This is a genomic window from Pseudomonas sp. Tun-23181, assembly GCF_057415455.1.
In genome coordinates this window covers 2426538-2438503 of record NZ_CM171630.1, presented here as the reverse complement: position 1 = coordinate 2438503, position 11966 = coordinate 2426538, and the positions used below count along the sequence as shown (strand labels likewise).

The 11966-nt window shown below is 66.0% G+C and carries 9 protein-coding genes; 4 read left to right on the top strand and 5 right to left on the bottom strand.

Going from position 1 to position 11966, the window contains the following annotated elements:
• Window positions 1-119 precede the first annotated feature (119 nt).
• From ACDI39_RS11655 to pcaC, 4 genes are read left to right on the top strand one after another with little or no spacing between them, the layout of a single operon-like run.
• On the top strand, window positions 120-1409 hold the full coding sequence (locus tag ACDI39_RS11655) for an MFS family transporter (protein ID WP_225788030.1): 1290 nt from the start codon (window positions 120-122) through the stop codon (window positions 1407-1409).
• Between the two features lie 9 nt (window positions 1410-1418).
• A complete protein-coding gene (locus ACDI39_RS11650) occupies window positions 1419-2771 on the top strand; it encodes a 3-carboxy-cis,cis-muconate cycloisomerase (protein ID WP_225788031.1) in 1353 nt (450 codons plus the stop codon).
• Between the two features lie 11 nt (window positions 2772-2782).
• Complete coding sequence (gene pcaD / locus ACDI39_RS11645; RefSeq protein ID WP_225788032.1) at window positions 2783-3574, top strand: 3-oxoadipate enol-lactonase; 792 nt, start codon at window positions 2783-2785, stop codon at window positions 3572-3574.
• 10 nt (window positions 3575-3584) lie between these two features.
• On the top strand, window positions 3585-3977 hold the full coding sequence (gene pcaC, locus ACDI39_RS11640) for a 4-carboxymuconolactone decarboxylase (RefSeq protein ID WP_225788033.1): 393 nt from the start codon (window positions 3585-3587) through the stop codon (window positions 3975-3977).
• 33 nt (window positions 3978-4010) lie between these two features.
• On the opposite strand, the gene ACDI39_RS11635 is transcribed toward pcaC, so the two are convergent.
• From ACDI39_RS11635 to ttgB, 5 genes are all read right to left on the bottom strand, one after another.
• A complete protein-coding gene (locus tag ACDI39_RS11635; protein WP_225788034.1) occupies window positions 4011-4535 on the bottom strand; it encodes an Mpo1 family 2-hydroxy fatty acid dioxygenase in 525 nt (174 codons plus the stop codon).
• A 104-nt stretch (window positions 4536-4639) separates the two neighbouring features.
• On the bottom strand, window positions 4640-5608 hold the full coding sequence (locus ACDI39_RS11630; protein WP_225788035.1) for a LysR family transcriptional regulator: 969 nt from the start codon (window positions 5606-5608) through the stop codon (window positions 4640-4642).
• A 207-nt stretch (window positions 5609-5815) separates the two neighbouring features.
• Window positions 5816-7069, bottom strand: a complete 1254-nt coding sequence (locus ACDI39_RS11625; protein WP_225788036.1) for an OprD family porin — start codon at window positions 7067-7069, stop codon at window positions 5816-5818.
• A 291-nt stretch (window positions 7070-7360) separates the two neighbouring features.
• Window positions 7361-8815, bottom strand: coding sequence for an AdeC/AdeK/OprM family multidrug efflux complex outer membrane factor (locus ACDI39_RS11620; protein WP_253080370.1), 1455 nt, complete (start codon window positions 8813-8815; stop codon window positions 7361-7363).
• A complete protein-coding gene (ttgB, locus tag ACDI39_RS11615; protein WP_225788038.1) occupies window positions 8812-11964 on the bottom strand; it encodes a multidrug efflux RND transporter permease subunit TtgB in 3153 nt (1050 codons plus the stop codon). Before ttgB ends, ACDI39_RS11620 begins: the two co-directional genes overlap by 4 nt.
• Between the last annotated feature and the right edge of the window lie 2 nt (window positions 11965-11966).

Sequence of the window (11966 nt, the reverse complement as noted above, 5' to 3'; positions counted from 1 at the left end):
AGGCAGCCCCCAGATTCAGCGCTCTGCCAGGCCCCACGGGTACTGCCTAGGTGATAGCGGAACGAGAGTGTTACTAAGTGTGTCTAGACTAGGCAGTGACCCTCCAGGAGTGAAACGCCATGACCTCAGCCTATTACACCGGCGAAGAGCGCAGTAAGCGGATCTTCGCCATCGTCGGTGCCTCTTCGGGCAACCTGGTGGAATGGTTCGACTTCTATGTCTACGCCTTCTGCGCGATCTACTTCGCCCCGGCCTTCTTCCCCTCCGACGACCCCACCGTGCAACTGCTCAATACCGCCGGCGTGTTCGCCGCCGGGTTCCTGATGCGGCCCATCGGTGGCTGGATCTTCGGCCGCCTGGCCGACCGCCACGGGCGCAAGAATTCGTTGATGATCTCGGTGCTGATGATGTGCGCCGGTTCGCTGCTCATCGCTTGCCTGCCGACCTATGCCAGCATCGGTACCTGGGCGCCGGCCCTGCTGCTGTTCGCGCGGCTGGTGCAGGGGCTGTCGGTGGGGGGCGAGTATGGCACCACCGCGACCTACATGAGCGAGGTGGCCTTGCGCGGGCAGCGCGGTTTCTTCGCCTCGTTCCAGTACGTGACCCTGATCGGTGGCCAGTTGCTGGCGGTGCTGGTGGTGGTGATCCTGCAGCAAATGCTCAGCGAGGACGAACTGCGTGCCTGGGGTTGGCGCATTCCCTTCGTGGTCGGCGCCGTCGCCGCGCTGATCTCGCTGATGCTGCGCCGTTCGCTGAAGGAAACCAGCAGCGCCGAAACCCGACAGGACAAGGACGCCGGGTCCATCGGCGGGCTGTTTCGCAACCACGCCGCGGCCTTCGTCACGGTGCTCGGCTACACGGCCGGTGGTTCGCTGATCTTCTACACCTTCACCACCTACATGCAGAAGTACCTGGTCAATACGGCCGGCATGCATGCCAAGAATGCCAGCTTCGTGATGACCGGTGCGCTGTTCCTGTACATGTGCATGCAGCCCTTCTTCGGCATGCTCTCCGACCGTATCGGCCGGCGTAATTCCATGCTGCTGTTCGGCGCCCTGGGTACGTTGTTCACCGTGCCGCTGCTGATGGCGCTGAAGACCGTGACCAGCCCGATCATGGCCTTCGTGCTGGTGACCCTGGCGTTGTGCATCGTCAGTTTCTATACCTCCATCAGCGGCCTGGTGAAGGCCGAGATGTTCCCGCCGCAGGTGCGTGCCCTGGGAGTGGGGCTGGCTTATGCCGTGGCCAACGCAGTGTTCGGCGGCTCGGCCGAATATGTGGCCCTGGGCTTGAAAACCCTGGGCATGGAGAACACCTTCTACTGGTACGTGACGGCCATGATGGCCGTGGCCTTCCTGTTCAGCCTGCGCCTGCCGAAGCAGGCGGCGTACCTGCACCACGATCATTGAGGACGCTTCATGAGCAACCAGCTGTTCGACGCCTACTTCACCGCGCCGGCCATGCGCGAGATCTTCTCCGACCGTGGCCGCCTGCAGGGCATGCTCGACTTCGAGGCAGCCCTGGCCCGCGCCGAAGCGGCCGTCGGGCTGGTGCCGCACAGCGCGGTGGCGGCCATCGAGGCCGCCTGCCAGGCGGAGCGCTACGACCCTCGTGCCCTGGCCGAGGCCATCGCCATCGCCGGCAACTCGGCGATCCCGCTGGTCAAGGCGTTGGGCAAGGTGGTCGCCAGTGGCGTGCCCGAGGCCGAGCGCTACGTGCACCTGGGGGCCACCAGCCAGGACGCCATGGACACGGGGCTGGTCCTGCAACTGCGTAACGCCCTGGCATTGATCGAAGCGGACCTGGCCAGGCTGGCCGACAGCCTGGCCCGCCAGGCCCTGCAGCACGCCGACACGCCGTTGGTGGGGCGCACCTGGTTGCAGCATGCCACGCCAGTGACCCTGGGCATGAAGCTGGCCGGCATGCTGGGGGCGGTGACCCGTCATCGCCAACGCCTGCAGGCGCTGCGCCCGCGCTTGCTGTGCCTGCAGTTCGGCGGTGCTTCCGGCACGCTCGCGGCATTGGGCAGCAAGGCCTTGCCGGTGGCCGAGGCATTGGCCGGGCAACTGGCGCTGGCCCTGCCCGAGCAGCCCTGGCACACCCAGCGTGACCGCCTGGTGGAGTTCGCCACGGTGCTGGGGATGGTCGCCGGCAGCCTGGGCAAGTTCGGCCGTGACGTCAGCCTCTTGATGCAGACCGAGGCGGGGGAGCTGTTCGAGCCGGCGGCACCGGGCAAGGGCGGTTCCTCGACCATGCCGCACAAGCGCAACCCGGTGGGGGCGGCGGTGCTGATCGGTGCCGCCACCCGTGTGCCGGGCCTCGTCGCCACCTTGCTGACGGCCATGCCCCAGGAGCACGAGCGCAGCCTGGGCCTGTGGCATGCCGAGTGGGAAACCCTGCCGGAAATCTGCTGCCTGGTCTCTGGCGCCCTGCACCAGGCCCAGTCGATCGTCGAGGGCATGGAGGTGGATGCCGCGCGCATGCGCCGCAACCTCGACCTTACCCAGGGCCTGGTGCTGGCCGAGGCGGTTAGCATCGTCCTGGCCCAACGCCTGGGGCGCGACCATGCCCATCACTTGCTGGAACAATGCTGCCAGCGTGCCGTGGCCGAACAGCGCCACCTGCGCGCCGTGCTCGGCGACGATGCGCAGGTCACTGCGCAGTTGTCTGCCGAAGCGCTCGACCGTTTGCTCGACCCTGCCCATTACCTCGGCCAGGCCCGCGTCTGGGTGGCACGCGCCGTGGCTGAACACCAACGTTTCACTGCCTGAAGGAGACCGCTGTGGCGCATTTGCAACTGGCCGATGGCGTACTGCATTACCAACTCGACGGCCCGGCGCATGCCCCGGTGCTGGTGTTGTCCAACTCGCTGGGGACCGACCTGCACATGTGGGATACCCAGATCCCGGCCTGGAGCGAGCATTTTCGCGTGTTGCGCTACGACACCCGTGGCCATGGCGGTTCGCTGGTGACCGAGGGGCCGTACAGCATCGAGCAACTGGGGCGCGACGTGTTGGCCCTGCTCGATGCTCTGGACATCCACAAGGCGCATTTCGTCGGGCTGTCGATGGGCGGGCTGATCGGCCAGTGGCTGGGCATCAACGCCAGCAGCCGCCTGCTGAGCCTGACCCTGTGCAATACCGCCGCGAGGATCGCCAACGACGAGGTGTGGAACACCCGTATCGACACCGTGCTCAAGGGCGGGCGCCAGGCCATGGTCGACCTGCGCGATGCCTCCATCGCCCGTTGGTTCACGCCCGGTTTCGCCCAGGCCGAGCCGGAGCAGGCCCAGCGCATCTGCCACATGCTGGCGCAGACCGCCCCCGAAGGCTACGCGGCCAACTGCGCCGCGGTGCGTGATGCCGACTATCGCGAGCAACTGAACCGTATCCAGGTACCGACCTTGGTCGTTGCCGGTACCGAGGACGTGGTCACCACGCCAGAGCATGGCCGTTTCATGCAGGCGGGGATCCTCGGCGCCGAGTATGCCGAGTTCCCGGCCGCGCACCTGTCCAACGTCGAGATCGGCGCGCCGTTCAGCCGCCGTGTGCTCGACTTCCTGCTGGCTCGCTGAGGATCGCGGCATGGACGAGAAACAACGCTACGAAGCCGGCATGCAGGTGCGCCGTGCCGTGCTTGGCGATGCCCACGTGGACCGCAGCCTGGAGAAGCTCAACGACTTCAACGGCGAGTTCCAGGAGATGATCACCCGCCACGCCTGGGGCGATATCTGGACCCGCCCGGGCCTGGCGCGGCATACCCGCAGCCTGATCACCATCGCCATGCTGATCGGCATGAACCGCAACGAGGAACTCAAGTTGCACCTGCGTGCCGCGGCCAACAATGGCGTGACCCGGGACGAGATCAAGGAAGTGATCATGCAGAGCGCGATCTACTGCGGGATACCGGCGGCCAACGCGACCTTCCACCTGGCCGAGTCGGTGTGGGATGAGCTAGGGGTCGAATCGCGGGCCTGATCCAGGATCCAGGGGGCTGCCTTGCAGCCCCAGTCACACGGCGGCTTTCTTCTGACGCACCGCCACCGGCCCGGCATTGGCCTCCACGGCCCGCTTGAGTGCCGGGCACAATCCCAGCATGAACGCCAACTCCGCCACCACGAACAGCGGCCCGATGATCAGCCCGCTGACATCGTCGACGAACGCCGGCTTGCGACCTTCGTAATAGTGCCCGACGAACTGGATGATCCAGCCCACCACGAACGCGCCCAGCCCGGCGCTTAGCCACAGCCCGGTAGCCTGCACCGCCAGCGCCTGCCCGGCCCACAGGCACAGCCCTAGCAGCGCGCCCATGACCAGCCCGAAGCGCAGGTCCAGGCGCAGGTAGAACCATACCGACGCCGCGGCCACCAGCAATGCCGGGGAGAGCCAGACACCGGCCAGTGCCCAGCCGGGCCGTGACAGGAGGATCGTCACCGCCAGCACGATCAGCGGGATGCCGACGAAATGGGTGGCGATGTTGCGTGGGTCGCGGTGATAGGCCGCGTATTGGCTCAGGTGATCGACGAGGCTTTTCATTGTCGTTCCTCCTTGGCGCCCTGGCAGGAGCGCGACGAATCGTTATGCATGAGCATAGCGCGAGGCCTGGCCTCCCGGAACCGTGCGGCGTTGATGCGCAGGCATCAGCGCGGCGAATGATCGTGGCGCGGCTGCCGGTTGCCCTGGCGAGCGGAACTGCCTGTCGAGGAAGACTGGGTGTCGAGCTGGAGCAGGGTCTCGATCATCGCACGTGCCGCCGGCGACAGGCGATAGCCGCTGCGGCTGACCACCCCGCAGCGCACGCTCAATACCTCCAGCCCCGGTGGCAGGTTGCGCCAGTGCAGGCGCACCAGGCGCCCAGTGGCCAGGTCTTCGGCCACCGCCTCCTCGCTGGCGCTGCCGATGGCATCGCTGGCCAGCACCACGCTGCGCAGCACCGCCAGGTGCTCGGTCTGCAGGTGCGGGGTGAAGTCGTTACGCCCGCTGAGGTTGGCCAGGCGCTTGCGCACGCCAGGCACGAGCAGGGCGCTGGCCAGCGGGTAAGCGAACAGGTCGTTGGTCGACAGGCTGTCCTTGGCCAGCAGTGGGTGCCCAGGGCGGCAGAAAAACAGGCCGGGGCGGGGCGTGAGCGGTTCGGTGTGGAAGTTCGGGTCGGCCTCGAACGGGCGGATGTCGTCGACGAAGAACTCGATCTGCTCGCGGCGCAGGGCCTGGCCCAGGCGTTCGGCGTTGTCCACCAGCAGCGCGGTGCGGATCCCGGGATGCGCCGCGATGAAGTGCTGCAGGGCCTCGGGCACCAGGCGCACGGCCAGGGCCGGGCCGCTGCCGAAGTGCAGCTCGCCGGCGTCGAGCTTGGTCATCTGCAGCACCTCGTTGCTCAACTGCGCTGCGCCCTGCACCAGGCGCCGGGCGTGCTGCAGGACCACCTGGCCTTCGGGCGTGGGCTGCAGGTTCTTGCTGCCACGGTCCACCAGTGCGCAACCCAGCACCTGCTCCAGGCCCTGGATGGCGCGGCTGAAGGCCGGCTGGGTGATGCCCATGGCATCGGCGGCACGGACGAAGCTGCGGTATTCGGTGAGGGCAATGAAGTAGCGCAGCTGGCGGAGGTCCATGGTGAGGCTCTACGGCGGGTGGTCAGGGTTCGTTTTTAGCCTTGGCTTTATATAGCGTCAACATATTGGTTGGCTGTTTATTATTCGTTTTTGTTATTTTCATAGAAACCCGTTCGCGGGCAAGCCCCACAGGGCCTTGCAGGCATACCCTCGATGCTGGTCAGCCAAGCGGATTGGGGCTGCAAAGCAGCCCTGATTGCTCCGATATCACAACAGCCCAAGCGGATAGCTGACGATCAGCCGGTTCTCGTCGAAGGCGTTGCTGCTGAAGTCGCGTCGCATGGTGGAGTTGCGCCATTTCAGCGACAGGTCCTTGAAGGGGCCGGCCTGTATGACGTAGGCCAGTTCCGTCTCCCGTGCCCATTCCTTGCCGTCGCTGATGCCGCCGATGTGTACGTTGTCGCCCTTGATGTAGCGATTCATCAAGGTCAGGCCGGGGAGACCGAGGGTGACGAAGTTGAAATCGTGGCGCAGCTGCCAAGAGCGTTCCTTGGCATTGTCGAAGCTCGAGTTGTAGCTGTCGTTGGCCAGGGTGCCGCCGCTGGTGCCGTTGACCCGCAGCCAGGCGTCATCGCCGCTGACCTTCTGCAAGCCCAGGTACAGGGTGTGCCCGCCATGGCGGGCCGAGAGCATGGCCGAGGCGGTACGGTTGTCCAGCGCACCGGCGCGTTCGGCGCCGTCTTCGCTGCCGATGAAGTAGCCGAGGTTGGCGCCCAGGGTCCAGTCACCCAGGGGCTGGCTGTGCACCAGGTTGATGTATTGCTGGCGGTAGATGTCCTTGAGCCGGGCGTCCCACAGGCCGACCAGGGTGCGCTTGTCGTTGAACGTGTACTCGCCGCCGGCGAAGTCGAAGCGGTCGGAGGTGAAGGCGGCGCGACCGTTGAGCGACATGTCTTCCATGCTGGCATCGTTGCGCGGGCTGTTGCCACGGAACTGGCCGGCGTACAGGGTCAGGCCGTCGATTTCCCGGGACGTGAGTTGGCCGCCACGGAAGGTCTGCGGCAGTGAGCGGCCGTCATCGGCACGCAGGATCGGCAGCACCGGCATCCACTCGCCGATCTTCAGTTCGGTCTGCGACAGCTTGGCCTTGAAGGCAACGCCCAGGCGGCCGAAATCGTCGGCCGGGCGGCCGTCGTCATGCACCGGCAGCAGATGGGTGCCGGCGGTGCCCCTGCCGCCATCGAGCTTGACCGAGTACAGCCCCAGCACATCGACACCGAAGCCGAGGGTGCCCTGGGTGAAGCCGGAGCGGGCGTCGAGGATGAAGCTCTGGGTCCATTCCTCGGCCTTGCCCTGGGGATTGGCCGGGTCGACGAAGTTGCGGTTGAGGTAGAAATTGCGCAGGTTGAGCGTCGCCGTGGCGTCTTCCAGGAAACCGCTTTCGGCGGCCAGGGCGGGCAGGGCGCAGGAGATAGCCAATAGGCCGGGCAACAACTGGCGTGCGGGTTGCAAAGTGCTCATCGGTGGTGGATCTCTTGTTTTTATCTGGGCGAGCCGGTGCACTGCGGTGCGGGTCGCAGGTTCGGCGCTGGTTCTTGATGAACTTGTGCAACGTTGCCTGGGCGATGGTGCGGGGCGGGGAGGGGCGAGGCAATTCGTTGCAAGCGGAAAGGGGCGATTATCGAACGAAATGTTCGGGCTGGTTAATTTTCGCCGTTCCCCTTGGCCCTATCGTCGGCAAAGCAGCTCCAAGGTGTCATTTGACACAAAAAAGCCCACCGCAAGGGTGGGCTCGATGTCGCTGCTGGACGATCAGCCTTTGGGTGTATCCACCGAGGCCTGCTGGTTGGCCTGGCCGGTGCGCTCGTACCAGCCGCCGCCGAGGGCCTTGTACAGGTTGACCTCGCTGACCAGTTGCGAGAGCCGGTCGCTGATCAGCGCCTGCTGGGCGCTGAACAGGTTGCGCTGGGCGTCGAGGAAGGTCAGGTTGCTGTCGATGCCGATGCGGTAGCGGCGCTCGGCCAGGCGGTAGTAGTCCTGGTTGGCCGATACCAGGTCGCGCTGCGCCTGCAGCTGCTCCTCGAAGGTCTTGCGTGCGGCCAGGCCATCGGAGACTTCCTGGAAGGCGGTCTGGATGGTCTTTTCGTACTTGGCGACGTTGATGTCCTTCTGGATCTTCGAGTAGTCCAGGCTCGCCTTCAGGCTGCCGGCGGTGAAGATCGGCAGGTTGATCTGCGGCTGGAACAGCCAGGTGCCGGAGCCGCCCTTGAACAGCCCGTCCATGTCCGGGCTCAGGGTGCCGGCATTGGCGGTCAGGCTGATGCTCGGGAAGAACGCCGCGCGGGCCGCGCCGATATTGGCGTTGGCCGCCTTGAGCAGATGCTCGGCTTCCTGGATGTCCGGGCGGCGCTGCAGCAGGTCCGACGGCAGGCCGGCGGGGATCTTGGCCAGTTGGTCGGCGTCGAGCTTGAGCGGGGCCGGCAGGTCGGCCGGCACGCCGGTGCCCAGCAGCACGGTCAGGCTGTTGAGGTCCTGGGCGACCAGGCGTTGGTACTGCGACAGCTTGACCCGCGCGCCTTCCACGGCGGTGCGTGCCTGGCTCAGGTCGAGCGCGGAGGCCACGCCGACCTCGTTGCTGCGGCGGGTCAGGTTGTAGCTTTCCTCGTAGGTCTTGAGGGTTTCCTCGGTCAGCTTGAGCAGGGCCTGGTCGGCCTGCCAGGTGTAGTAGGCGTTGGCCACGCTGGCCACCAGGCTGATCTGCGTGGAGCGGCGTGCCTGCTCGCTGGACAGGTAGGTTTCCAGGGCCTGCTGGGTCAGGCTGCGCACCCGGCCGAACAGGTCCAGCTCATAGGCGCTGACGCCGAGGGTGGCCGAATACTGGCTGGTGATGCCCGATTCGCCAGTCTGCGACATGTTCGCCGGAACCCGCTGGCGGCTGCCGCTGCCATTGGCCGAGACCGCCGGGAACAGGTCGGCCCGCTGGATGCGGTACTGCGCCCGGTAGGCGTCGATGTTCAGCGCCGCGACACGCAGGTCGCGGTTGTTCACCAGGGCGGTCTGGATCAGCTGCTGCAGCGCCGGGTCGTGGAAGAACTGGCGCCAGCCCTGTTCGGCGGCGGCCACCTCGGCCGACTCGGTCGGCGAGTACGCAGGGCCTTGCGGCCACTGCGCGGCCACCGGCGATTCCGGGGCCTGGTAGTCGGGGATCAGCGAGCAACCGCCGAGGATGAAGGCGGTTACCGCCAGGGACAGCAAGGACTTGGTCATTGCCCAGCCTCATAACGTGGAGTTTCAGGGGTGGCGTCGGCCTCCGGCTTCTTGCTGCCGAACAGCGACGACACGGCGACGAAGAACAGCGGTACCCAGAAGATGGCCAGCACGGTCGCACTGGTCATGCCGCCGATCACCCCGGTGCCGATGGCGTGCTGGCTGCCCGAGCCCGCGCCGCTGGCGATGGTCAACGGTACCACGCCGAGGATGAACGCCAGCGAGGTCATGATGATCGGGCGCAGACGCATGCGGCAGGCCTCGATGGTCGCGTCGTACAGGCTGTTGCCCTGCTCGTGCAGCTCCTTGGCGAACTCGACGATCAGGATCGCGTTCTTCGCCGCCAGGCCAATGGTGGTCAGCAGGCCGACCAGGAAGTACACGTCGTTGGACAGCCCGCGCATGCTGGTGGCGATCAGCGCACCGATGATACCCAGGGGCACCACCAGGACCACGGCGATCGGGATCGACCAGCTTTCGTACAGCGCTGCCAGGCAGAGGAACACGAACAGGACCGAGAGGGCGAACAGCGCCGGCATCTGCGAGCCGGAGAGTTTTTCCTCGTAGGACATGCCGGTCCAGGAGTAGCCGATGCCCGAGGGCAGTTCGCCCGCGATGCGCTCGACCTCGGCCATGGCCTCACCGGTACTGTAGCCTGGGGCCGGGGCACCGAGGATCTCGACCGCCTCGACGCCGTTGTAGCGCGACAGCTTCGGCGAGCCGTAGGTCCATTGGCCGCTGGCGAAGGCCGAGAACGGCACCATCTCGCCATTGCCGTTGCGCACGTACCACTTCTGCAGGTCTTCCGGGCTCATCCGGGCGCTCGACTCGCCCTGGATGTACACCTTCTTGACCCGGCCGCGGTCGATGAAGTCGTTGACGTAGCTGCCGCCGAGGGCGATCGACAGGGTGTTGTTGATGTCGGCGATGGTCACGCCCAAGGCACTGGCGCGCTCGTCGTCGACGGTCAGCAGGTACTGCGGCTCGTCGTTCAGGCCGTTGGGGCGTACCGCGGTGAGGATCTTGCTCTGCGCGGCCTTGGCGAGGAACTCGTTGCGCGCTTCCATGAGCTTCTCGTGGCCGACGCCGGCGCGGTCCTGGAGGAACACGTCGAAGCCGGTGGCGTTACCCAGTTCGAGTACCGCCGGCGGGGCGAAGGCGAACACCATCGCATCGCGGAAGCTGAAGAAGTGCTGTTGGGCGCGGGTGGCCAGGTTGAACACGCTGTTTTCCGCCGAGCGCTCGTCCCAGGGCTTGAGCATGATGAACGCCATGCCCGAGCTCTGGCCACGGCCGGCGAAGTTGAAGCCGGTCACGGTGAACACCGACGACACGGTGTCGGCTTCGTCCGTGAGCAGGTATTCACGCATCTGGTCGACCACCACCTGGGTACGTTCGGCGCTGGAGCCGGCCGGGGTCTGTACCTGGGCGAACAGTACGCCCTGGTCTTCTTCCGGGAGGAACGCGGTGGGGATGCGCATGAACAACCAGATCATGCCGACGACGATCAGCGCATAGGCCAGCAGGAACGGCACCTTGTTGCGCAGGATGGTGCCCACGCTGCGTTCGTAGCCGCGCACGCTGCGGTCGAAGTTGCGGTTGAACCAGCCGAAGAAGCCGCGCTTGGCCACATGGTGCTCGCCCTTGGGGATGGCCTTGAGCATGGTGGCGCACAGCGCCGGGGTGAAGATCAGCGCCACCAGCACCGACAGGCCCATGGCCGAGACGATGGTGATGGAGAACTGCCGGTAGATCACGCCGGTGGAGCCGCCGAAGAACGCCATCGGCAGCAGTACCGCCGAGAGCACCAGGGCGATACCGACCAGCGCACCCTGTATCTGCCCCATGGAGCGCTTGGTCGCCTCCTTCGGCGGCAGGCCTTCCTCGGCCATCACCCGCTCGACGTTCTCCACCACGACGATGGCGTCGTCCACCAGCAGGCCGATGGCCAGGATCATGGCGAACATGGTCAGGGTGTTGATGTTGAAGCCGGCCGCGGCAAGGATGCCGAAGGTGCCCAGCAATACCACCGGTACGGTCATGGTGGTGATGATGGTGGCGCGGAAGTTCTGCAGGAACAGGTACATCACCAGGAACACCAGCACCACGGCCTCGACCAGGGTGTGGATCACGCCGCTGATCGATTCGGTGACCACTGGGGTGGTGTCGTACGGGAACACGGCCTTCACCCCTGGCGGGAAGAAGGGCTCGAGGTCGCTGATGGTCTGGCGCAGCGCCTTGGCGGTTTCCAGGGCGTTGGCGCCGGTGGCCAGCTTGACCGCCAGGCCCGACGCCGGCATGCCGTTGTACTGGGCGCTGATGGCGTAGTTCTCGCCACCCAGGCCGACCTTGGCGACATCGCCCAGGCGCACCTGGGAGCCGTCGCGGTTGACCTTGAGCAGGATCTTCTCGAACTGCTCGGCGGTCTGCAGGCGGGTCTTGCCGATGATGGTGGCGTTGAGCTGGGTACCCGGCATGGCCGGCAGGCCGCCGAGCTGGCCGGAGGACACCTGCACGTTCTGCGCGGCGACGGCGGTGCGCACGTCCACCGGGGTCAGCTGGTACTTGTTCAGCTTGGCCGGGTCGAGCCAGATACGCATGGCGTACTGGGCACCGAACACCTGGAAGTCACCCACGCCGGCGGTCCGCGAGATCGGGTCCTGCATGTTGGAGACGATGTAGTTGGCCAGGTCGTCCTTGGTCATGCTGCCGTCTTCGGACACCAGGCCGATCACCAGCAGGAAGTTCTTCACTGCCTTGGTCACGCGGATACCTTGCTGCTGCACTTCCTGCGGCAGCAGTGGGGTGGCCAGGTTCAGCTTGTTCTGTACCTGGACCTGCGCGGTGTCGGGGTTGGTACCCTGCTCGAAGGTGGCGGTGATGGTCATGCTGCCGTCGGAGTTGCTCTCCGAGGACACATAACGCAAGTTGTCGATACCGTTGAGCTGCTGCTCGATCACCTGCACCACGGTGTCCTGCACGGTCTGCGCCGAGGCGCCCGGGTAGGTCACGGCGATGGCGATGGCCGGCGGCGCGATGTTGGGATACTGGCTGATCGGCAGGCGCAGGATCGACAACGCGCCCACCAGCATGATCACCAATGCGATCACCCAGGCGAAGATCGGGCGATCGATAAAGAACTTCGACATGT

Coding starts and splice junctions, on each gene's coding strand:
- ACDI39_RS11655 (WP_225788030.1), top strand. CDS start 120: ATGACCTCAGCCTATTACACCGGCGAAGAGCGCAGTAAGCGGATCTTC.
- ACDI39_RS11650 (WP_225788031.1), top strand. CDS start 1,419: ATGAGCAACCAGCTGTTCGACGCCTACTTCACCGCGCCGGCCATGCGC.
- pcaC (WP_225788033.1), top strand. CDS start 3,585: ATGGACGAGAAACAACGCTACGAAGCCGGCATGCAGGTGCGCCGTGCC.
- ACDI39_RS11635 (WP_225788034.1), bottom strand. CDS start 4,535: ATGAAAAGCCTCGTCGATCACCTGAGCCAATACGCGGCCTATCACCGC.
- ACDI39_RS11630 (WP_225788035.1), bottom strand. CDS start 5,608: ATGGACCTCCGCCAGCTGCGCTACTTCATTGCCCTCACCGAATACCGC.
- ACDI39_RS11625 (WP_225788036.1), bottom strand. CDS start 7,069: ATGAGCACTTTGCAACCCGCACGCCAGTTGTTGCCCGGCCTATTGGCT.
- ACDI39_RS11620 (WP_253080370.1), bottom strand. CDS start 8,815: ATGACCAAGTCCTTGCTGTCCCTGGCGGTAACCGCCTTCATCCTCGGC.
- ttgB (WP_225788038.1), bottom strand. CDS start 11,964: ATGTCGAAGTTCTTTATCGATCGCCCGATCTTCGCCTGGGTGATCGCA.